The sequence below is a fragment of the Macrococcus sp. 19Msa1099 genome, assembly GCA_019357535.2.
GTDB lineage: Bacteria > Bacillota > Bacilli > Staphylococcales > Staphylococcaceae > Macrococcoides > Macrococcoides psychrotolerans.
The window spans coordinates 78,637-100,393 of the sequence record CP079955.1; the positions used below are offsets into that span (position 1 = coordinate 78,637).

Annotated in this window: 22 protein-coding genes; 16 read left to right on the forward strand and 6 right to left on the reverse strand. The window is 34.7% G+C overall.

Features of this window, described 5'->3' with window-relative positions:
- Positions 1-20 precede the first annotated feature (20 nt).
- The 4 genes from KYI10_00400 to KYI10_00415 all read left to right on the forward strand — a co-directional run bounded on the left by KYI10_00400 (position 21) and on the right by KYI10_00415 (position 3,845).
- Entirely contained in the window at positions 21-191 is a 171-nt protein-coding gene (locus KYI10_00400) for a hypothetical protein (protein QYA32948.1), read from the forward strand.
- 98 nt (positions 192-289) lie between these two features.
- The gene (locus KYI10_00405; GenBank protein ID QYA32949.1) at positions 290-1,855 is read left to right on the forward strand and encodes an alanine/glycine:cation symporter family protein; all 1,566 of its coding nucleotides are present in this window, start codon (positions 290-292) and stop codon (positions 1,853-1,855) included.
- A gap of 134 nt (positions 1,856-1,989) precedes the next feature.
- Positions 1,990-2,301 carry a DUF485 domain-containing protein gene (locus KYI10_00410; protein ID QYA32950.1) on the forward strand — a complete coding sequence of 104 codons (312 nt, stop codon included), beginning with the start codon at positions 1,990-1,992 and terminating at the stop codon, positions 2,299-2,301.
- Complete coding sequence (locus KYI10_00415) at positions 2,298-3,845, forward strand: sodium/solute symporter (protein QYA32951.1); 1,548 nt, start codon at positions 2,298-2,300, stop codon at positions 3,843-3,845. Before KYI10_00410 ends, KYI10_00415 begins: the two co-directional genes overlap by 4 nt.
- Before the next feature lie 79 nt (positions 3,846-3,924).
- Here KYI10_00415 and KYI10_00420 read toward each other — a convergent pair whose 3' ends face one another.
- Both KYI10_00420 and KYI10_00425 read right to left on the reverse strand, forming a co-directional pair.
- Positions 3,925-4,599: an ABC transporter ATP-binding protein gene (locus tag KYI10_00420; GenBank protein QYA33857.1), complete on the reverse strand. Its 675-nt coding sequence runs from the start codon at positions 4,597-4,599 to the stop codon at positions 3,925-3,927.
- Positions 4,599-5,621 (reverse strand): ABC transporter permease, encoded by a 1,023-nt coding sequence (locus KYI10_00425; GenBank protein ID QYA32952.1) that lies wholly within the window; start codon positions 5,619-5,621, stop codon positions 4,599-4,601. The genes KYI10_00420 and KYI10_00425 overlap by 1 nt, the downstream gene beginning before the upstream one ends.
- Before the next feature lie 60 nt (positions 5,622-5,681).
- Between KYI10_00425 and KYI10_00430 the strand changes: the two genes are divergently transcribed.
- From KYI10_00430 to KYI10_00450, 5 genes are all read left to right on the forward strand, one after another.
- Positions 5,682-6,371, forward strand: coding sequence for a response regulator transcription factor (locus KYI10_00430; protein ID QYA32953.2), 690 nt, complete (start codon positions 5,682-5,684; stop codon positions 6,369-6,371).
- A complete protein-coding gene (locus KYI10_00435) occupies positions 6,364-7,701 on the forward strand; it encodes a HAMP domain-containing sensor histidine kinase (GenBank protein QYA32954.1) in 1,338 nt (445 codons plus the stop codon). The genes KYI10_00430 and KYI10_00435 overlap by 8 nt, the downstream gene beginning before the upstream one ends.
- Before the next feature lie 125 nt (positions 7,702-7,826).
- A complete protein-coding gene (locus KYI10_00440; GenBank protein ID QYA32955.1) occupies positions 7,827-8,702 on the forward strand; it encodes an SDR family oxidoreductase in 876 nt (291 codons plus the stop codon).
- A gap of 111 nt (positions 8,703-8,813) precedes the next feature.
- Positions 8,814-9,923, forward strand: coding sequence for a YibE/F family protein (locus tag KYI10_00445; protein QYA32956.2), 1,110 nt, complete (start codon positions 8,814-8,816; stop codon positions 9,921-9,923).
- Positions 9,920-10,687 (forward strand): YibE/F family protein, encoded by a 768-nt coding sequence (locus KYI10_00450; protein ID QYA32957.1) that lies wholly within the window; start codon positions 9,920-9,922, stop codon positions 10,685-10,687. Before KYI10_00445 ends, KYI10_00450 begins: the two co-directional genes overlap by 4 nt.
- A gap of 15 nt (positions 10,688-10,702) precedes the next feature.
- On the opposite strand, the gene KYI10_00455 is transcribed toward KYI10_00450, so the two are convergent.
- From KYI10_00455 to KYI10_00465, 3 genes are read right to left on the reverse strand one after another with little or no spacing between them, the layout of a single operon-like run.
- Positions 10,703-11,626, reverse strand: a complete 924-nt coding sequence (locus KYI10_00455) for a zinc ABC transporter substrate-binding protein (GenBank protein ID QYA32958.1) — start codon at positions 11,624-11,626, stop codon at positions 10,703-10,705.
- 5 nt (positions 11,627-11,631) lie between these two features.
- On the reverse strand, positions 11,632-12,459 hold the full coding sequence (locus KYI10_00460; GenBank protein ID QYA32959.1) for a metal ABC transporter permease: 828 nt from the start codon (positions 12,457-12,459) through the stop codon (positions 11,632-11,634).
- Positions 12,460-13,161, reverse strand: a complete 702-nt coding sequence (locus KYI10_00465) for a metal ABC transporter ATP-binding protein (GenBank protein ID QYA32960.1) — start codon at positions 13,159-13,161, stop codon at positions 12,460-12,462. It lies immediately after the preceding gene.
- A gap of 129 nt (positions 13,162-13,290) precedes the next feature.
- Here KYI10_00465 and KYI10_00470 point away from each other — a divergent pair, with 129 nt between their 5' ends.
- On the forward strand, positions 13,291-13,929 hold the full coding sequence (locus tag KYI10_00470) for a metal-dependent transcriptional regulator (GenBank protein ID QYA32961.1): 639 nt from the start codon (positions 13,291-13,293) through the stop codon (positions 13,927-13,929).
- 33 nt (positions 13,930-13,962) lie between these two features.
- On the opposite strand, the gene KYI10_00475 is transcribed toward KYI10_00470, so the two are convergent.
- The gene (locus KYI10_00475; GenBank protein ID QYA32962.1) at positions 13,963-14,787 is read right to left on the reverse strand and encodes a formate/nitrite transporter family protein; all 825 of its coding nucleotides are present in this window, start codon (positions 14,785-14,787) and stop codon (positions 13,963-13,965) included.
- Between the two features lie 344 nt (positions 14,788-15,131).
- Here KYI10_00475 and ahpC point away from each other — a divergent pair, with 344 nt between their 5' ends.
- The 6 genes from ahpC to KYI10_00505 all read left to right on the forward strand — a co-directional run bounded on the left by ahpC (position 15,132) and on the right by KYI10_00505 (position 21,750).
- Complete coding sequence (ahpC, locus tag KYI10_00480) at positions 15,132-15,701, forward strand: alkyl hydroperoxide reductase subunit C (protein QYA32963.1); 570 nt, start codon at positions 15,132-15,134, stop codon at positions 15,699-15,701.
- A gap of 106 nt (positions 15,702-15,807) precedes the next feature.
- On the forward strand, positions 15,808-17,331 hold the full coding sequence (gene ahpF / locus KYI10_00485; GenBank protein ID QYA32964.1) for an alkyl hydroperoxide reductase subunit F: 1,524 nt from the start codon (positions 15,808-15,810) through the stop codon (positions 17,329-17,331).
- Between the two features lie 88 nt (positions 17,332-17,419).
- A complete protein-coding gene (gene modA, locus KYI10_00490; GenBank protein ID QYA32965.2) occupies positions 17,420-18,187 on the forward strand; it encodes a molybdate ABC transporter substrate-binding protein in 768 nt (255 codons plus the stop codon).
- A 165-nt stretch (positions 18,188-18,352) separates the two neighbouring features.
- The gene (locus tag KYI10_00495; protein ID QYA32966.1) at positions 18,353-18,688 is read left to right on the forward strand and encodes a hypothetical protein; all 336 of its coding nucleotides are present in this window, start codon (positions 18,353-18,355) and stop codon (positions 18,686-18,688) included.
- Between the two features lie 98 nt (positions 18,689-18,786).
- Positions 18,787-20,076: an MFS transporter gene (locus tag KYI10_00500; protein QYA32967.1), complete on the forward strand. Its 1,290-nt coding sequence runs from the start codon at positions 18,787-18,789 to the stop codon at positions 20,074-20,076.
- Between the two features lie 165 nt (positions 20,077-20,241).
- Positions 20,242-21,750 carry a DUF6583 family protein gene (locus tag KYI10_00505; GenBank protein QYA32968.2) on the forward strand — a complete coding sequence of 503 codons (1,509 nt, stop codon included), beginning with the start codon at positions 20,242-20,244 and terminating at the stop codon, positions 21,748-21,750.
- Positions 21,751-21,757 lie beyond the last annotated feature (7 nt).

Below are 21,757 nucleotides of genomic sequence, written 5' to 3' on the forward strand. Positions count from 1 at the left end.
TGCATAGAAAGAGGTTAAATATGGAAAGGGAATTTGTAACGATTGACGACATTATTGAGATGGGAGTTCCTTATCCGTTGTTTTCGATGTGGATGACGAATAGTCTGATTGAGGTTGCTTACCAATCAAAGAAAGAACGATTTTTCTGGAAAAAGGATATAGAGAAGTTAAAAAGGGAATACATAAATTAAATTTTCAGAATAATCTATAAATACATTGCCATACGTCTTTAGTGAATATATAATTAATAAGTGTATCACTTCACTATTATATTTAAGGGGTTGGATGTATGGAAGGGATTATAAGCTTTTTAAACGAGATTGTATGGAGTAAACCATTAGTCTACGGCTTGTTAATTACAGGGATTTCATTTTCATTAATAATGAAGTTCTTTCAAGTCAGGCATTTAAAAGAGATGATCCGACTGATGTTTCAAGGGGAGAAGTCACCTACAGGAATTTCTAGTTTCCAGGCAATTGCTTTATCGCTTGCTGGACGTGTAGGGACGGGTAATATAGTCGGTGTTTCAACAGCAATTTATATCGGTGGCCCGGGAGCTGTATTCTGGATGTGGATGACTGCATTTTTGGGTGCGAGTTCAGCATTCATCGAATCTACACTAGCACAAATTTATAAGAGAGAGATTAACGGTGAGTATCGTGGGGGCCCCGCATATTATATTGAAGCAGGAATGAAAGGCGGATTTGCGAAAGGTTATGCGATATTATTCGCAATACTGGCAATAGTATCAACAGCATTATTATTACCTGGTATTCAATCTAACGCCATTGCAAGTTCTATGAAGAATGCTTTTGGATTCGAAGGATGGATTATCGGTATAGCGCTTGTAGTGGTTTTGGCATTAATTATTTTTGGAGGAGTTCGCTGGATTGCATCTGTAGCGACTGCAGTAGTCCCTTTTATGGCAATCTTATATATTTTATTAGCGGTTGTTATTATTGTTCTTAATATTGATAAAGTCCCTGGTTTATTTGCATTAATATTCAAGTCAGCATTCAATATGGAATCAGCGTTTGGTGGGATACTTGGTGCAATGATTGAAATCGGTGTTAAACGTGGACTTTATTCTAATGAAGCTGGTCAAGGTACAGGGCCTCATCCGGCGGCAGCAGCAGAAGTATCACACCCTGCTAAACAAGGTTTAGTTCAAGCTTTCTCGGTATATGTTGATACGCTGTTTGTGTGTACAGCAACAGCATTAATTATTCTATTATCAGGTACATTCAATACAACGGACGGCTCGATGAAGGGTGACATGCCGAACTTAATTAAAGATGGCGGTGTATATGCACTAAATGCTGATGGAGAGAAGGACTACTCTGGAACAGCAATGTATGTTCAAGCGGGTATTGATAAAGCATTCCATGGAAGTGGTTATCAATTTGATCCGGCATATTCGGGTATTGGTTCATATTTTGTTGCTATTGCACTGTTCTTCTTTGCATTTACGACCATATTAGCATATGCATATATAGCAGAAACCAATGTATCTTATTTGACGAAAAATGGTAGTGTATCTTTAAATAAGTTTTTAATTAACGTCACACGTTTAATTATTGTTGGTGCAACATTCTATGGTGCAATAAAAACAGCAGACGTTGCCTGGGCGATGGGTGATTTAGGTGTAGGACTTATGGCATGGTGTAACATTATTGCGATCTGGATTTTACACAAACCTGCAATACGTGCGCTAAAAGACTTTGAGATGCAGAAGAAAGAGAAAGGTTCTGGTAAATATGCGATTTATAAACCGAATCCAAATGAGTTACCGAATGCGAAATTCTGGTTAGAAGATTATCCGAAACGTTTAAAAGAAGAGAAGATTGAAGAGTAGTTAGAGAAGGGAAGGAGTATTTATACTCCTTTCTTTTTATGCATAAATTTATTAATTAAATATTGACAATATTCTGACAAATCAATAGAATGAAATAGGGTGCATAATTACACAATGTATAAGGGGATGAGTAGATGGAACAACATGAGTATAATATGATTGCACAAAGTGAAAGTTTCAAGAAATTGCAGAAAGAACGTAAATCTTTTATATTTCCAATCTCATTATTTTTTATTGTAGCGACAATTTTATTTCCAATTCTTACAGGCTATACGAAATTTCTGAATAAAGAAGCATTCTGGAATATTTCCTGGGCATGGATCTATGCATTTATGCTATTTATTATGGTGTGGACGCTTGTAACACTCTACATGTCTAGAGCGAAACACTTTGATATTCAATCAGAAGCAATTATCAATGAATATCGAAAGGGGAATGAGCTATGAATACAACTGTAATTATTATGTTTTTGTTTTTTGTGAGTTTAACATTAATTATTACTTACTTTGCTTCAAAAAGAACAAATTCTGCTGAAGATTTCTACACAGCAGGAGGAGGACTGACAGGCTGGCAAAATGGGCTGGCCATTGCAGGAGATTATCTTTCAGCAGCCTCATTTTTAGGGATCGCTGGAGCTATTGCATTATGGGGATTTGATGGATTTTTCTATAGTATCGGATATTTAACGGCATATTTAATCGTATTATATATCGTTGCAGAACCTTTAAGAAACTTAGGGAAGTATACACTAGCAGACATGATTGCTGCTCGATTTGAACTGAAGAAAGTACGTGCAACGGCTGCAATATCATCGATTACGATTGTTATTTTCTATATGCTTGCACAGCTTGTAGGTGCTGGTGCACTGATTCAGCTCTTATTCAATATACCTTATACATGGGCGGTTATTATCGTTGGAATTATGATGACAATTTATGTACTATTTGGTGGCATGACAGCAACGAGCTGGGTTCAAATGGTCAAAGCAGTTTTATTAATGATTGGAACGATTATTATTTCTTTCCTTGTATTAAAGCACTTTAACTTTAGTATCGCCAACATGTTTGGTGCGATGAAGTCCATTGATGCACCTGAACTTAAGAGTGACTATATTAATCCGGGGTCACAAGGGAAATCGCCATTAGATAATATCTCTTTAATCGTTGCTTTATTATTTGGTACAGCAGGATTACCGCATATTCTCATGCGTTTCTTCACGGTAAATGACGCAAAGACCGCACGATCTTCGGTTATGTGGGCAACATGGCTTATTGGTATTTTTTATATCCTTACAATATTTTTAGGGTTTGGCGCAGCAAGCTTACTAACACGTGAAGAAATCATATCAGCAAACCCTGCAGGAAATATGGCGGCACCCCTTCTTGCGGATAAGCTAGGTGGAGATATCTTGATGTCATTTGTATGTGCTGTTGCGTTTGCTACAATTCTTGCAGTAGTTGCAGGACTTGTATTATCAGGTGCTTCTGCTTTTGCACATGATATTTATGGCGAAATTATTAAGAAAGGTAATATATCAGAACGTGAACAGATGAAAGCAGCAAAAATTGCTTCTTTAGCTGTATCCGTATTATCGATATTACTTGCCTTGTTTGCTCAAAATATGAATGTTGCCTTTCTAGTATCACTTGCTTTTTGTGTGGCAGCAAGTGCAAACTTACCGGTAATTGTATTTACGATTTTCTGGAAGAGGTTTAATACTCAAGGTGCGATTGCAGGATTACTGACAGGATTGATTACTTCTTTGATTTTAGTAATATTGAGCCCGAATGTTATGAATCCTGATGGAACAGCATTTATTACAGCGAATCCTATATTTCCGTTAGCAAACCCTGCAATCATATCTGTACCTGCAGGATTTATCGGAGCGTTCTTAGGAACGTATTTAGGTAAAGCGGAATCTGAAGATAAGTTTAGAGAAGTTGAAGTAAAGTCTGTGACAGGTATTGCTCATTCTGAAGTGACACATTAAGCGTAAATTTGGCACCGTGCCAATTTCGAGCAAGAAAAAGAGGGTGAATTTGGCGCCATGCCAATTTCACCCTTATACTTTATCTTTCTTTTACTAATTTTCCGCCTTCTAATCTTAATATATGATCTGCATATTTAAAGATACGTTCGTCATGTGTAATAATAATACATGAACTGTTATTCTCTTTCACACGTTCTCTGATGACTTCAACAACTTGTACAGCACGTTCAAAATCTAAACTCGCTGTCGGTTCATCTGCTAAGATGAGAGAAGGATGGTTCATAAACGCACGTGCAATCGCGACACGTTGTTTCTCTCCGCCTGATAAGCTCTTAGGGTAAACTTTCGCACGATGTGATAACCCAAATGTTTCGAGCAAATCATCTGCTTTTTTCATCGCTTCTTTTTTATCCATACCATTTTCTAATGCCACATGTAAGAGTTGTTCTTTCACAGTAAGGAAGGGGACAAGATGAGAGGCCTGAAAGATAAATCCAATATCATCAAGGCGCATCTTTGTAATTTCGGTTTTTGATAAGTGTGATAACGATTTATCATTGATAATTACTTCACCGCTCGTGGGTTGAAGGAGTGCACCGATAATCGTAAGTAGTGTACTTTTACCAGAACCAGAGGGTCCGTACAAGCATACAACTTCCCCATCATTTACTGTAAAGTTAATATCTTTTAGTACTTCAGTTGTAGTATCTCCTTGTTTAAAGGATTTAGATATATGTTTTACGTCTATCATAATTATTCTCCTCCGATTGCTTGAATTGGATCAATTTTTAGTACTTTATATATTGAAAGCATTACACCGATTAATGCGACCACTAAGAATAAACCGATAAGTAAGAAAATAAGGTTAGGATTCAGGAAAAACGGCATTGTTGCCGGTAAATTCATGTTGATGATATAAATAACGCCGATGCTTATGAGCACACTAACCATTACAACAACGATAACTTCCTGCATAAGTTTGAAGATAAGCTTTCTATTACTTGTGCCAATGGCTTTTAAGATACCGTACTCTGTTGTTTTTTGAATTGTGATGACATAGAAGAATACAGTAATCACGATTGCTGAGATTAAGAATAAGAAGATAACCATTAAGTTTAACGGCATTTGTTCTGCTTCATAACTTGGTATTCCTTTCATCGCTGTATCAGGTGTAATCAGTTTTGCATCTTTTAAGTCATCATTAAGCTGATTCATATCAGACTTTGACATTGATTTGATAATACCGGCATTTACGGGGGCCTCTTTGAAGTAGTTGTTATAAGTTTCCTGTGAAACGAGTCCGACAGGCATATGTGCAAACATTTGGTGACGTGTGAATTCTGAAATTTTTAGTTGTTTGTCTTGATCTTTAAGTTTTAAAGTATCGTTTTCTTTAAATGTCTTTGAAGCATGTGAATCAAGATTAACTGTGTTGTCAGCAGGTAGCTTCATATAGTCTTCAGTTACTGTTGCTAATAGAAACTTTTCGTTTTTTTGTGCCTTTACCGGTTGTAACTTAAGTAACGGTATATTTTTATCTTCTAATACTTTTTGGTCATGTTTAGACAAAGGTGTATTCATTAGATTGTTATCTGCATCTTTAGATATTACATAATGACTTGCATCGATTTGTTCGATGAATGATACGTTATCTTTTCCAAGTCCTTGTGCTAAACTAGATACAAATAATACTAAGAATGAGAGTAAGAAGATAATTGCTGCAATCAGCAAGTATTTCACTTTATAATATTTAATTTCTTTTAGTGCTAAGTTCATAATGATCAACCTTTCGCTTTGTTTGTAATACATATATTAAAGGTTGAATATGAACGGAATATGAACGGAGGACATATTGTGCAAAATAATATATTAGTTGTAGATGATGAAATGGCTATTCGTCGCGAAGTTAAAGAAGGTTTTTTGCACCATGATTTTCAAGTGTATGAGGCTAGGAACAGTGATGAAGCGATTAATCTGCTGGATAATGAAAGTATCGATTTATGTATCGTCGATATTATGATGCCAGGTATTGACGGATTCCAGCTGTGCGAGCAAATTAAACAGCTCTATCAACTGCCTGTTATAATGCTTACTGCACGAGATGCATTGGGGGATAAGAGGATTGCGTTTCAAGCAGGAAGTGATGATTATGTTACTAAGCCGTTTGAGATAGAGGAAGTTATCTTTAGAGCACAAGCAATATTAAAGCGTTATGAGAAGGCGGTAGAGAAGATTGAATTCGGCGAGCTGATAATCGATGCAGAAAGTTATGAAGTGATGATGGAAGACGAGTCTTTATATCTTCCAAGAAAAGAATTTGAACTTCTATATTATTTAGTCAGACATTATCCGAAAGTTGCAACGAGAGAACAGCTTATAGAAGAGATATGGGGATATGACTTTGATGGAGATGAACGAACAGTAGATGTACATGTGAAACGTATTCGTAAAAGGTTAGGTGCATTTGACAGTGGTGTAGAAATTCAGACTGTACGCGGTGTAGGGTATAAGGTGCATCATGTTTAAAAGACTGTCTACCCGATTTATAATTGGTACATTCCATGTCATTCTCGTAAGCTCATTACTTTCGTTTATCATCGCAAACATTTATTATCACTTAACGCTAAAAGAACAGAACGACACACGTATAACGAACACTTTAATAACACAGAAGAAATATATCGAATCACATCCAGAAATAAAACCGGAAGCATTTTTCACACAACTCGCAAATTTAAATTTTCAAGTAGTAACAGTCAAGGATGGTAAGAAAGCTTTCTATGGTACACCGTTTAGAGTGAAAAATTTACCGGATAATAGCCCGTTAACGGAAACGTATCATGGAATTAAAGAACGGCCATTTAATGTATTTATTACGGGATTCTTTGATAATGAGACTAGAAATACAGTCGGTATGCCGATGAAAGTTAATAATGAAATATATGATGTTTACATTAGACCAGATGTCGGAGCGAGTATGCATGAATTTAGAATTTTTCTTGCAATACTGTTTCTATGTATTATTGTATTTTCCATCTTATTTGTATTTATTTCATCTAAATATATCGTGCGTCCTGTTGTTCAGCTAAAGGAAGCAGCCCGCAAAATTGGAGATCAGAGTGGTTATCAGACGCAAGTAAAACGTAAGGATGAAATCGGTGTATTAGCACATGAGATGAACATAATGAGTGCTAAAATACTGCATCACGAAGAAATGAATCAACGTTTTGTTGCAAATGTCAGTCATGAAATTCAATCACCTATAACTAATTTACTTGGACAAATTAAACAACTCAGACAAACGAAAGACTTTAGTTTGTTAGATGACATTGAACACCAGTCACAACGTTTAAGTGGACTAACGAAACAATTGCTGATGCTCGCTTCTCTTGAGAAGACTGATACTATAATCGACAAAGAACATTTCAATGGAAAAACACTCATTCAGGAAGTTATACGTAATCATATGTATGCTCTTGATCAAAAAGAAATTTTTGTTACAACGAAACTTAAAGATATTGAAATACTTGGTCATCGAGATTTATGTTATCAAATGATAAGCAACCTACTTTCTAATGCGATTAAATACAGCCCTGAAGATACTCAAATTAAGTTTGAATTAGGAGAGGGAACGTACAAATACATAAAGATTTCAGATGAAGGTTACGGTATGTCTGATAAAACTAAGGAATTATTGTTTGAAAGATTTTATAAAGCTGAAGTACATGAAGATAAAGCACCGTCTAATGGTCTTGGGATGGCAATTGTAAAAGAAATTGCTGATCTACATGACTTTGAAATAGAAGTGGAGAGTGAATTAGATAAAGGGACAATAATTACTATTAAGCTCTCATAAAGAGTACCAGATTGATAAATAATCTGGTACTTTCTCTATCTCTTTGATGTATAGTTTTATACCCTGGATAATTAAACAAGCAACGATAGGGTATAGGTAATTATACAAATCAAGGAGGTCATACTATGTCAAATCCATTAAATAAATATTATAATACGTCTTATGAAAAGCAACCACAAGCATACCCAGGTATTCAGAGTGAAATGAAGCCGGTACCAGATTGTGGCGAACATTCATATAAAGGGACAGATAAGCTTACTGACAAGAAAGCATTCGTTACCGGAGGAGACTCAGGTATTGGTAGAGCAGCTGCAATTGCTTATGCTAAAGAAGGTGCAGATGTCGCAATCAACTATCATCCAGATGAACAAAAAGACGCAGAAGATGTAAAGCGTGTCATTGAAGCTGTAGGCAGAAAGTGTGTGTTATTGCCCGGTGACTTACGCGAGGCAACATTTGCGCGTGAAGTAGCAATTAAAGCATATGAAGCATTAGGCGGATTAGATATACTAGTATTAAATGCAGGTATGCAGCAGTTCGAATATGATATTGAGCAATTAGATGAACAGCAAGTACGAGATACGTTTGAAGTGAACGTTTTCTCAAATATATTTACAATTCAAAGTGTATTAAAACATTTAAGACCTGGTGCCAGCATTATCATGACAAGCTCAATTCAAGGTGTAAAACCAAGTGCACATCTTGTTGATTATGCTATGACGAAAAGCTGTAGCATATCTATGACAAAGAGTTTGGCAGCGCAACTTGGACCTAAAGGCATTCGAGTGAACAGTGTAGCGCCTGGGCCAGTGTGGACACCACTTCAAATAAGTGGAGGTCAACCACAGGATAATATCCCAGAATTCGGTAAAAAAGAACCGCTTGGTAGAGCAGGGCAACCCGTAGAGCTCGCAGATGTTTATGTTTTACTTGCAAGTGACAATGCAAGCTATATTACCGGACAAGTTTATGGTATTACCGGTGGCTCACCAATCAACTAAAATCTCCCGTTAAGGGAGATTTTTTTGTCAAATATACTTATATAGTATCAGTTTTGATTTTTTGCGATATACTGTATTATCAAACCATTATTGATTTGAAAGGAACACCCTATGGTCTTAATGAAAAATATGTTGAAACGCTCAGGATTACAGTGGTTTTCATACAGTTTGACTTTAATCATATGTATTGGAGTAATTGTATTCACGCTTAATAATGATGCACTTTACAAGCTAACAATTGCGAAGGTGACTCATGTGGAAGTTATATCGAAAGAAAGTACAATTGATGCGAATCACCGCAAAGATATTGTATATAAGCAAGTTGTAGAAATGATAGGTACGAATCATAACCATAAAGGTGAAAGGTTCATTGTTACGAATACATATACTAAAAGTAGTGCTTATGATGAGCAATATAAAAAAGGTCAGAAAGTATTTATAAAAGCCGGAGATAAATCGCAAATTATAGGTGAGAAGAGGGATACAGTTTTAGTGACTGCGCTTTCTGTGTTTACGCTACTGCTTATCATTATGGTCGGTAAGAAAGGATTCTATTCATTAATCAGTTTAATTTTAAATTTCTGTATTACGTTATTTGTATTTAATTTCTATTTATCACATAAACATATTCCGATGATACTAATAGCGAGTGTTGCAGTTGTATTATGTACAATACTCACACTCACATTCATTAATGGATTTACGAGGAAAACATGGATTGCGATTGTCAGCACACTCGCAGCCACTTTAGTAACATTGCTCGTTGTGCAAAGCGTGATATATTTAACCTCAGCTGAAGGAATTCGCTATGAAACAATGTCTTACTTGACGATTCCGCCAAAGAAAGTATTTTTGACGACCATCCTTATCGGAACCCTTGGAGCTGTTATGGATATAGCGATCACAATTACGTCATCATTACACGAGATAAAAGTAACGCAGCCTTTATCGAATACCAAGTCACTACGTGCATCGGGGTATGAAATTGGAAAGGATATCATCGGTCCGATGACAAATATTTTATTATTCGCATATTTAAGTAGTGCGATGCCAATTATTATATTGTATTTAGCAAATCATTCACCGATATGGCAGACGTTTAGTTTACATTGGTCGCTTGAACTTGCTCGTGCAGTATCCGGCAGTATCGGTATCGTACTTTCAATACCAATTACGATATGGATCGCGAGCGTGATGCTTGGAGGCGAGGTGAGGCGATGAAGACATTAACATTACTTATTATTATATTATTCATTCTCATGGCAATCGTTGGAGGTAAAAATGGAATAAAAGCTTTTCTTGCAATATTTATGAATATATTCATGTTGGCAGTCGCGATACTTTGTGTTGTGCTTAATGCAAATGTCATATTGGTGGCACTATGTTTCAGCATAATAATGGGATTATTTAATATATTAATCATTAATAAATATGACAATGTGAGTATCTCTGCTTTGATTTCAACATTTATTACGTTTATTATTTCTCTTATCTTTATATATGGAGCAACAAAATTCGGTATGATTCAAGGGTTCCCGATGGAAGATGGGGAAGAGATTGCGACATATTCATTACGTATAGGCGTATCGTTCTTCAATGTCATGCTCTTTGTTATTATGATCAGTGTGTTAGGTGCAATCATTGATTTGTCTGTTTCAATTGCATCAAGTATGGAGTATATTTATCTGAATGAGCCACATTTAACGCGTAGCGAACTGTATCGTTCCGGATTGAATGTTGCAAAAGACATATTATGTACGACAACGAATACATTATACTTTGCCTACTTAGGTACAGGGATGACACTGATAATATGGTTTAAAAATGTAGGTTATACATTTGAACAAATTATTAACTCTAAAGTATTTTCCCAGGAAATATTAATGATTATTTCTGGAGGAGTTGCGGTTGCAATCGCAATTCCTGTGACGTGTGTAACAGCAAGTTATATTATTTATCATCAATTAATAGAGCACAGCGTGTAATTACGCTGCGCTCTACTATTTCAATCCATTATGAATTGTTTTTATATTATGTTCCATCATTTTATAATAACTATCTCCGTCAGTGCCCTTTTGACCGATAGAATCTGTATAGACTTCGCCATAAATCGGTGTTTTAGTCATTTCGCTGAGTGACTGCATACTACGTTTATCGACACTCGTTTCGACGAATAAAGATTTAACCTGATGTTTTTTGACAAAGTTTATTGCTTGTTTCATCTGTTCTGGTGTACCTTGTTTTTCCGTATTAATCTCCCATATATAAGCGTGGCTCAAATCATAGTCTCTACTGAAGTATTTGAACGCGCCTTCACTCGTAATTAAATGACGCTCTGACTTTGAAATATCATTGAATTTATCTTTATACTGCGCGCTTAATGTAGTTAAGCTTTTCGTGTATTGCTCCATATTATTATGGTACACTTTTGAATGATTTTTATCTGCTTTCTCAACTGCTTCAGCGATATTTTTGCTATAAATAATCCCATTATCAATACTTAACCAGGCATGTGGATCAATTGCATTATCGTCATGACGCTCATTTAAGAAAATTTTCTTAACGCCATCACTCACAGCGATAACATTGTCATCGTCTAATTTCTTATCACCTTGTTGTAATGCTTTTTGAAACCACCCGCTTGAAGTTTCTAGGTTTAAGCCATTAAATAACACTAAATCAGCATCAGTAATTGCTTTAATATCTTTCGGTTTAACTTCATAGTCGTGCGGATCTTGTCCAATAGGTACGATATTAGTAATGATTGCATGATCACCCGCAATCGTTTTAGTCATATCATAGATAATAGAGTTTGATGTTACAATTTTTAATTTTCCTTCTTTTTTATCTTGTGAACATGCGCTTAATAAAATTGTTGCCAGCGCAAAGAAGACAATTATTTTAGAAAAATGTTTTGTGTTCATAAATTTCATCCTTTCGTAATAAATATTTTCGTTGTTTTATTGAGTGTAAATATAATGAGATAGATTATAGTTGCAATAATAACAATACATGCGCCACTTGGGACGTTCAATATATAGCTGATATAAATGCCGGTAACTGCACTGAATAATCCAAATGCAGCAGATAAAAGCATCATCTTGTGTAAGCTTTTAGAAATTAAATAGGCGCTTGATGCGGGTGTAATCAACATTGCAACGACGAGTATGATGCCTATTGTTTGTAAGCTAACGACTGTAATAAGTGCTAACAGTATCATTACAGTATAATGCCAGAAGGATGGATTAATACCATTCATTCTGCTGAAGATTGGATCGAACGTCGTTAATTTAAGTTGTCTATAGCAGACAATAATAACGAGGAGCACAGCGAGACTGACAAAGAGCGTTGTGTACATTGCTTCTTTCGTTACCGTAAGTATATCTCCGAACAATATGTGATATAAATTTGTCGTCGTCTCCATCATGCTGATCATTACGACACCAACAGAGAAGAATAGAGTGAACGCAATACCAATAGCAGCATCTTTTTTCGTTTTAGAGTGGTCAGTTATTGCGCCGATAAACAAGCTTGTTAATAGACCGGTGAATAATGCTCCAATAAACATTGGTATATGCAATAGAAAACTTAGAGCAACGCCTGGCAATACAGCGTGACTCATCGCGTCACCCATTAAACTTAATCCACGTAATATAATGAGACATCCGACTACTCCTGCTGCGATTCCGACAATCGCTGCTGTAATTAATGCACGTGATAAGAAAGGATAGTTTGAGATTTCAGTAATAAAACTCATTTAAACACCTCCTTGTACAAAATATGTTTGTTTAATATTATCTTCAGTAAGTATGCTTTTAGTGGGTCCTTCAGCAATAATCCCTTTATTCAGTAGAATACATTCATCAAACAAATCAGAAGCTGATCTTAAATCATGATGAACGATAAAGATAAGTTTATGATTTGATTTTAATTTAAATATGCAATCTTTAATGATTTCATAACTTTTGAAATCAATACCAACAAAAGGCTCATCCAGAAAGTAAATATCTTTCTCCTGCATAAGGCTTCGTGCAATCAATACACGTTGTAATTGTCCGCCACTTAAATCGCTGATCAGTTTATGCTGAATATCATTTAATTCCATCAAAGTCATTAATTCATTTACCTTTTTATTATCAGAACGATGTTTCATTAAAGATGAAGCGTATAAACCAGAATGTATTGTATCAATAACAGTGATAGGAAATTCGATATCAATAGATGATTTCTGAGGGATATATGCACAACGTGTGAGTTGCTTAATTAATGACTTATTATTGAGACTTACTGCTCCGGTCGAGCGAATAAAACCAAGCATACCTTTAAATAATGTAGATTTTCCGGCGCCATTCGGGCCTAAAACTCCTATAAGCTTTCCTGTTAATTGTTGTGTATAATTAATGTCATGAAGAATATGACGTCCATCTATAGAAACGTTTAAATTATGAATTGAAAGCATAGAGACCATCCCCTTTTATAAATTTTAAAAATAAGTTTAGGCAAACCTAAACTATATTTAATATAATACTTAAAAAATAATAAAGCAATGGGAAATTTTTCATAAAATTTAAATTTTGGAGGAAGAAGTATGTTAACTGAAGAAAAAGAAGATTATTTAAAGTGTATTTATCATAACAATGGTTTAAATGACTATGTTTCGAATAAAAAAATTGCGACACATCTTGGAATCAAGCCACCGTCTGTAACTGAGATGACGAATCGATTAGAAAAAGAGGGGTATATTACTACTAAACCTTATAAAGGTGCAATGCTGACAGAAGTTGGAGAAAAAGAAGTAGCCCGAGTTGTAAAACGTCATCGTTTAATTGAATGTTTTCTGATTGAAACATTAGGCTATCGTTGGGATGAAGTACATATTGAAGCAGAAGTTCTCGAACACCGTGTATCAGACTTATTTATAGAACGTCTCGATGAAATGTTAAGCTATCCTAAATATTGTCCTCATGGGGCATTAATCCCAAGAGGCAGTTTACAGGAAGAGACACTCCATGCTATTACAGAACTGAATACTGGTGATTCATTCACACTGTCAAAAGTTCGTGATGAAGTGAGGTTGTTATCATACCTATACGAAAATGACATAAAGATCAATGATACATTAGTAATTCAATCTATAGACGAAGCGAATCATATTATGTATTTGAATAAAAATGATCAGCTTGTAAGCTTGAGTATGGAAAATGCGAAAAAACTATACTATAAATAATAAAAACGCCGAACTCTAGTTCGGCGTTCATTATTATCCTTCTATTTCATTTCTACTTCCGTTTAAATATGCATAAACAAGTCCTACAAAGATGCCGCCTCCGATGTAGTTACCGATATAAGCGAAAACAATATTTTTTATAACATCAATCCATGATAATGCATCGATGTTATAGAACATCATTCCTGCAAACAACCCTGCATTGTAAACAACGTGTTCGTATGCCATAAATACGAATATTACAACACCGACACCGATAAAGAATACTTTTGCCAACATTTCTTTGCATTGAAGTGAGATATAAATTCCGATATTGATAAAGAAGTTTGCGAAAATCCCTTTTATTAAAATTGTAAGCCACGTAGAATCAATCGTTTTTGCGTTAACGGTTTTTGTAAGTGCAGCGACCATCTCCGGCGTCATTACTTTAGTTCCTGTCATCATACCGAATAGTATGAAGCCCCCAATGATGTTACCTATAAAACAGTATGTAAAAATCTTCATCACCTTAGGCATTGAAATAACTTTATAATAAAGACCAACAGTCATGAACATAAAGTTACTCGTTAGTAGTTCCGAGTTTGTCAGCACAATCATAACGAGTGCGATACTAAATGAAATTGCACCAAGTAAATTAATTAAACCTGGATTCGCCCCTGCAAACTGTGTTTTGACTGCGAGCATTAACACCGTCATAATTGCAAGTAAAAATCCAGACATGACAGACTTCAGTACGTATCTGCCCGGTGCACGGTCAACCATGATTTCTTTTGTAGCTACTTGACCAACAATATTTTCGATATTAGGTTTTGAAGCGTGTGTATCTTCAAGTGTTTTTACAGGTCGTTCCAGTGTCATAATACCCCTCCATATGTATGTGCATCATTTCACAATAATTTTAACACAATCAATCAATTTTATATATAGTAATAATACAATTATTATACAATATATTTAAGGATTAATAATGACAAAAAAATTAGGATAATTATTACTATCTCTAAATGAGAATTATAGGAATTAAATGATAAAATTTAATAGGATAAAACAATTCAATAACGCTAGTGACAACTTTAATTAAAATAATTATAAAATTAAATGTCTTTAGTTGACTTGTATTACCCATCATGTATAATAAGAAATGTAGAAATTAGAATTATTCTAAATAAGAATTTTATTAGAATTTCAGGAGGAATTTATTTATGTCATTAATCAACAAAGAAATTTTACCGTTTACAGCACAAGCGTATGATCCAAAAAGTGATGAATTTGTAGAAGTATCAAATGAGTCAATGAAAGGTTCTTGGAGCATCGTATGTTTCTATCCAGCGGACTTCACTTTTGTATGTCCAACTGAATTAGAAGATTTACAAGATCAATATGCAACATTACAAGATTTAGGTGTGAACGTATACTCTGTATCATGTGATACACACTTCACGCACAAAGCTTGGCATGATCACTCAGAAGCAATCTCTAAAATACAGTACACTATGATTGGTGACCCATCACATGTGATTGCACGTAACTTCGATGTGTTAGATGAAGAAGCTGGTCTTGCACAACGTGCTACATTCTTAATCGATCCAGACGGCGTTATTCAAACGATGGAAATTAACAACGATGGTATCGGTCGTGAAGCAAGCGTGTTAATTGATAAAGTGAAAGCTGCTCAATACGTAGCATCACATGATGGTGAAGTATGTCCGGCGAAATGGAAAGAAGGATCTGAAACTTTAACACCTGGTTTAGACTTGGTAGGTAAAATTTAATTATTTAACTTAGCGTTAATATCTATAGTGCCACAACGTATATATTGCGTTGTGGTCTCTATTATCTTTAAGGTGTATAAATATACAATAAAAGGAGCATAAGTAAATGTTAGACAGTAGTTTAAAACAACAATTAAGTCAATACCTTGAGTTACTTGAAGGTGAGATTATTTTAACAGCAAGTAAAGGTGAAGATAAAACTTCACAGGATATGATGGCATTATTAAATGAAATTAGTGAAATGTCGGACAAAATATCTATTAAAGAAGCAGTGCTTAAGAGAACACCTAGCTTCACAGTTGCGCGTCCTGAAGAGGAGGCACGTGTTACTTTTGCAGGTGTACCGTTAGGTCATGAATTTACATCGTTAGTGCTTGCTTTACTGCAAGTGAGCGGCAGAGCTCCAAAACTTGATGAAGCGGTAATCAATCAAATTAAAAAGATTAATCAGCCCTTAAATTTTGAAACGTTTGTAAGTCTAACTTGTACAAAGTGTCCTGATGTTGTCCAAGCATTGAACGTAATGTCGGTGCTTAATCCAAACATTACGCATACAATGATTGATGGTGCAGTATTCAGAGAAGAATCGAAAGATATTATGGCAGTACCTAGTATTTTCTTAGATGGTGAAGAGTTTGGCAGCGGCAAAATGACGGTTGAAGAGATCGTTAATCAAGTTGGTGGAGGCGCTGATGCATCAGAATTTGATGCAAGAGAGCCTTTCGATGTCCTTGTTATTGGTGGAGGACCTGCAAGTGCAGCAGCTTCAATCTATGCTGCGCGTAAAGGTTTAAGAACTGGTATTGTTGCAGAACGTATCGGGGGACAAGTAAATGATACTGCTGCAATTGAAAACTTTATTTCTGTAAAAGAAACGACAGGTCCGGAGTTTGCTCAGAACTTAGTTGATCATATTAAGAGCTATGATATTGATGTGATGAATGCAGTGCGTGTAGAATCGATTGAGAAAATTGATGATATGAGTTATGTCACACTTGAGAACGGTGGAAAGCTTTCAAGTAAAACATTGATTATTAGTACAGGTGCAAAATGGCGTAATATGAACGTGCCAGGTGAAGCTGAATATAAAAATAAAGGTGTAGCTTATTGCCCGCATTGTGACGGTCCTTTATTTGAAGGTAAACGTGTTGCAGTTGTCGGTGGCGGAAACTCTGGTGTAGAGGCTGCGATTGATCTTGCTGGTATTGTAGAGCATGTCACTTTACTTGAATTTGGTGAAGAACTAAGAGCTGATAAAGTATTGCAGGACCGTCTTGCTTCGTTAAAAAATGCAGAGATAATTAAATCTGCAGCTACGAAAGAGCTAACAGGTACAGATAAGCTTCAAGCCTTAACTTATATAGATCGTACTACAAATGAAGAACATACAGTTGATTTAGAAGGTGTCTTTGTGCAAATTGGTTTAGTGCCAAGCACTGAATTTGTTGGAGATTTAGTAGAGCGCAATAACCGTGGTGAAATCATCGTTGATCGCAATGGTGCTACAAATGTTCCGGGTATATTTGCAGCAGGGGATTGCACGGATCAAACATATAAACAAATTATTATTTCTATGGGTGCAGGTGCAACGGCAGCATTAAGTGCCTTCGACTATTTAATTAGAAATTAAGATTATCATCAATACCACTTAAGTAATAACTTACATTAAGTGGTATTTTTATTTTGTTTGTGCTTATAATAAAATGAGGAGGAATATTATGAAAAAATTATTTATCATTCTATCAGCAGTTTTATTATTAAGTGCGTGCAATCAAACAGAAGAAATTAAGCAGCAAAAAGATAAGAAGATCATTACGGTATCTGCAGCAGCAAGCTTGAAAGATGCGCTGAATGAAATTGAACAAAAATATGAAAAAAAATATCAGGCGATTGATTTAAAATTTAACTATGGTGCCTCAGGAACACTTGCTCAGCAAATAAAATCAGGTGCGCCTGTGGATATATTTATTTCTGCTGCTGAGGATAAAGTAGACATGCTCGTTGAAGATAATAAAATAAATAAAGATGAGAAAAAATCACTACTTAAAAATCATCTCGTACTTATCTCTAACAGTCCAATCAATAATGTACATGATTTAACATCTAATAAAATAGATAAAATTGCACTGGGCAACCCTGAATTAGTTCCTGCAGGAGCATATGGTAAGCAAATGCTTGAAAATGCTAATCTTTATCAGAAACTAGAAAATAAATACATATTAACTAAAGACGTGAGACAAGTTTTGACTTATGTTGAGACAGGGAATGTAGAAGCTGGCATTGTATATGCCTCAGATTTGAAATCTAGCGAGAAGATAAAGTATTCATTTACAATTAAAGATACATTGCATGACAAAATTATATATCCAGTAGCGATTATAAAAGATACGCATCACAAAGAAGAGGCACAAAAATTCTTTAACTATGTAGCACAGCCAGATACACTTAAAATATTTGAGAAATATGGCTTTGATCCAATAATATAAGGGATGAAATAGAGAAATTAAAATTAATCGTATAAAAAGTACCGAGATAAAATTATGATCGGTAAAGGAATCATGGAGTCAATTTAAAAGCTTGATAGAACTATCTATCGAGCTTTTTATTATTGATATGCATCGAATCACAAAATTAAAGATTCGAGAAGCGAAATGTTCAAACTATATTTAAATCTTTCTAATGTAAAGATGACGTATTCAAATGAATACGGTGAATTTTCAGATAATAAACAGGTGTTAAAATATTATTATTTAATAATATTTTTAAAAGAACAAATCACATTTTTATTAAACAGACAATTAAGGGATGGACATACAAGATGTATAGATGACGAAGTACTAGGTCATTATTTACTAGCATTTGAAAGGGTGGCGCAACAGCTAGAAAAAGGTATTTTGTTTCCTTCAGTAACACTAGAACCAATTGAGGGTTCGCATCAATTACAACAATTATTAAGTGAACTCCAACAAATAAAATTATTGAAATAAAAAGAAATTTACACTTGTTACAGAATTTATAATAAATTAATGTTATCATCCTAGAATATATATATTATTATATATATAAAATAATTTTAGGAGAAACTATGAAAAAAGATATTAAATTAATGCTATCATTACCAATTTTAAGCTGGGCACTTTATGACTTTAGCAACACTATTTTCAGCGCCAATATCATTACATTATTCTTTCCTCAATTTGTAACAGAACACTTTGGTCAAAATCCGGTAACTGAGCAATTAGCATCTACTTGGATTGCATATTCAGCAAGTATCTCGGCTTTATTGCTTATTATATTGAGCCCGATATACGGTATATATATTGATCGGACGAATCATAAGAAGAAGTGGGTTATTATATTTACTTTGATAGTATTTTTATGCACATTTGGTATGGGTTATGTCTATAAGCATCCTTTAGAAGGCAGCTTTTTAGATGTACCCTTAACTTTTTTAATCATTATAATCTTGTTCACTATTGCTAAGTTTATGTATAACTCAAGTCTTGTATTTTATGACGCAATGATGCCGAGTTTAACAAGTAAAGAAAATCACTCTGTCATTTCTGGTTACGGTGTAGCATTGGGGTATATGGGAACATTATTTGGTGTAATTTCAATCATGACGTTTGTAGGGACGAAAGAAGCTGGAGAGACTTTTATCCCAACCGCGATAATGTTTCTTGTATTTAGTCTGCCGATTTTTATGTTCGGTAAAGACGGAAAAAGACAAAAAGAAGTGCATCACACTTCATTGAAATCTGGATATAAAGAAGTGGTAGAAACATTTAAATTAGCGAAATCAAAGCCAGCAATTTATATCTTTTTGATTGTCTACTTCTTCTTAAACGATGCGCTAGCAACAGCAATTAGTATGATGCAACCTTATGCTACAACGGTTGTCGGTTTTACGAGCCAGCAGTTTATAGTTGTATTCATGGCAGCAACAGTATTCAGTATCATCGGGGCATTTGTGTTTGGATATATCGCAAAACATATAGGATCATTAAAGGCGCTGCATTACGTCGGACTCATATTGATGATTGCATTAATACTAGCGAGCCTACCTCTGCCTAAAGAAGTCTTCTATATATGTGCAGTGCTGTTCGGGATTGCGATGGGTTCGATATGGGTAATTTCCAGAACGTTAATTATTGAATTAGCACCGGAAGAACACGTCGGACAATTTTTCGGTTTGTTTTCGATGAGCGGGAAGTTGTCAGCAGTAATCGGGCCGTTTATATATGGAACCATCACACTGTTGTTAAAAGACTATGGCCCGCTTGCGAGTAGAATAGCGATATTATCTTTATTTATTATGGCGTTATTTGCATACATTCTTCATTTCAAAGTTATTAAAACGTCAAAAGTTCAATAAGATAATTATTATTTAAATAAAATATAATATTACATGTCTATAGTTAGTTAAATATAGCGCTTATGAATTTTTGTATTAAATTCAAGGGATTATATATAGAGTAACAAAATAATATAAATGGATTTATTTTGAAGATAACTATTTAAGATAAAAATAAAGTCTGATATGATTGAGTTAACAAACCAAGGAGGATTATCATTTATGAAGAAATCTAAAGGCTTGATCATCGGACTTATCGCGGCACTCGTATTGATTGGTGGAGGCGCAGCTGCATACTTTTTTATGACAAATACACCAAAAAATGCTTACCTATTAAGCGAGAAAAAATCGATGGATAACATGTCGAAGTATGTAGAAATGAGGTTTCCAGAAGAATCTAAATTTCAGCAAAAACTAAAAGATGAAAGTTATGCATCTAATTTAAAATTAGGTGTAGATGTTCCTGAGAATTTAACGGATGGATTAGGTGTTTCTAAATCCATGATTGATTCATCGAACATTATTTTAGATTTAGCGCATAATGGTAAAGAGAAAAAATCGAAGATAAGTCTTACTCCGACAATTGCGGATAACGATATAGGAGCATTTACGTGGAGTGCAGATAAAGATAATCAATATTTGGATGCACCTGTACTAGATAAACCTTTAAATGTTCCTAATAATAAGATTGTTGATACGCTTGAAAAATTAAATCCAACATTGGTAGAAGAAGGCATGACGAATGAATCGTTGAATTTAAACAATATATTAAGTGGTGCAACGATTTCTGAGGAAGATGTTAACAAAATTGCTGAGCGTTACATTAAGATCGTTGTCGATAGCGTCAAAGATGAAAATTTTAAGAAAGACAAAGAAAAAGTAAGTGTCTTTGGTAAAAATATGGATCTAGACAAGCTTACAATGCATCTTAAAAGAGAGGATGTTAAGAAAGTTGTTCTCGCAGTGCTTGAAGAAGCAAAAGATGATAAAGAGTTACAAGAATTATTAAAGTCTCAGAATCAAGGTAAGGATGTAAAGCAAGAGATAGAGAAATTAATTAAAGATGCTAAGAAAGAAGAAGTGAAGAACTATCCTGAAATCAATTCAATTATTTATGTTGATGGAAAGGATATATTGAAACGTGATCTAACAATCAAAGGCCAAGATGATAAAGATGTAAGGATTCTAGGGTCTTCTCAAATCAATGATAATCTTAAATTAGACTATCATCTTTCAGCAGGTGATGAGGAGATTTTAATTGTAAAAGGTGAATCTAAAAAATCAGACAAGAAATTTGAAGATTCATATCAGCTGTTATTTAATGACAGTGAAGAAAAGGAAGTATCGTTTACAAATGTGTCTACAGCAGATGGCGGAAAGCGAAATGATAAAGGGACAGTCGACCTTACGCAATTGGCAGGTAGCGATATGGTACTGAATTTCAATAATGAGATGAATACAGATATAGGTAATAATGAACAAAAACAAAAAGCGGAAGTATCATTTGATGTTGAAGGAGAGGCAGTAAAAATCCTGCTTGATAGCAATACAAAGCTGAAACAAGATTTTAAAGTGGCTAAGAAGGATGCGCGTAATTTAAATACGATGTCAGATAGCGAATTATCTGATTTGCAAACAGAAGTAGAAGATAAATTTGATGAGATTTTCTCAGATGTTACGCAAGACTTTGAATAAATGATAA

Coding starts and splice junctions, on each gene's coding strand:
- KYI10_00400 (QYA32948.1), top strand. CDS start 21: ATGGAAAGGGAATTTGTAACGATTGACGACATTATTGAGATGGGAGTT.
- KYI10_00505 (QYA32968.2), top strand. CDS start 20,242: ATGATTGAGTTAACAAACCAAGGAGGATTATCATTTATGAAGAAATCT.
- KYI10_00495 (QYA32966.1), top strand. CDS start 18,353: ATGTTCAAACTATATTTAAATCTTTCTAATGTAAAGATGACGTATTCA.
- KYI10_00460 (QYA32959.1), bottom strand. CDS start 12,459: ATGAGTTTTATTACTGAAATCTCAAACTATCCTTTCTTATCACGTGCA.
- KYI10_00425 (QYA32952.1), bottom strand. CDS start 5,621: ATGAACTTAGCACTAAAAGAAATTAAATATTATAAAGTGAAATACTTG.
- KYI10_00475 (QYA32962.1), bottom strand. CDS start 14,787: ATGACACTGGAACGACCTGTAAAAACACTTGAAGATACACACGCTTCA.
- KYI10_00470 (QYA32961.1), top strand. CDS start 13,291: ATGTTAACTGAAGAAAAAGAAGATTATTTAAAGTGTATTTATCATAAC.
- KYI10_00435 (QYA32954.1), top strand. CDS start 6,364: ATGTTTAAAAGACTGTCTACCCGATTTATAATTGGTACATTCCATGTC.
- KYI10_00415 (QYA32951.1), top strand. CDS start 2,298: ATGAATACAACTGTAATTATTATGTTTTTGTTTTTTGTGAGTTTAACA.
- ahpC (QYA32963.1), top strand. CDS start 15,132: ATGTCATTAATCAACAAAGAAATTTTACCGTTTACAGCACAAGCGTAT.
- KYI10_00430 (QYA32953.2), top strand. CDS start 5,682: ATGAACGGAGGACATATTGTGCAAAATAATATATTAGTTGTAGATGAT.
- KYI10_00450 (QYA32957.1), top strand. CDS start 9,920: ATGAAGACATTAACATTACTTATTATTATATTATTCATTCTCATGGCA.
- modA (QYA32965.2), top strand. CDS start 17,420: ATGAAAAAATTATTTATCATTCTATCAGCAGTTTTATTATTAAGTGCG.
- KYI10_00410 (QYA32950.1), top strand. CDS start 1,990: ATGGAACAACATGAGTATAATATGATTGCACAAAGTGAAAGTTTCAAG.
- KYI10_00500 (QYA32967.1), top strand. CDS start 18,787: ATGAAAAAAGATATTAAATTAATGCTATCATTACCAATTTTAAGCTGG.
- ahpF (QYA32964.1), top strand. CDS start 15,808: ATGTTAGACAGTAGTTTAAAACAACAATTAAGTCAATACCTTGAGTTA.
- KYI10_00465 (QYA32960.1), bottom strand. CDS start 13,161: ATGCTTTCAATTCATAATTTAAACGTTTCTATAGATGGACGTCATATT.
- KYI10_00405 (QYA32949.1), top strand. CDS start 290: ATGGAAGGGATTATAAGCTTTTTAAACGAGATTGTATGGAGTAAACCA.
- KYI10_00445 (QYA32956.2), top strand. CDS start 8,814: ATGGTCTTAATGAAAAATATGTTGAAACGCTCAGGATTACAGTGGTTT.
- KYI10_00440 (QYA32955.1), top strand. CDS start 7,827: ATGTCAAATCCATTAAATAAATATTATAATACGTCTTATGAAAAGCAA.
- KYI10_00455 (QYA32958.1), bottom strand. CDS start 11,626: ATGAACACAAAACATTTTTCTAAAATAATTGTCTTCTTTGCGCTGGCA.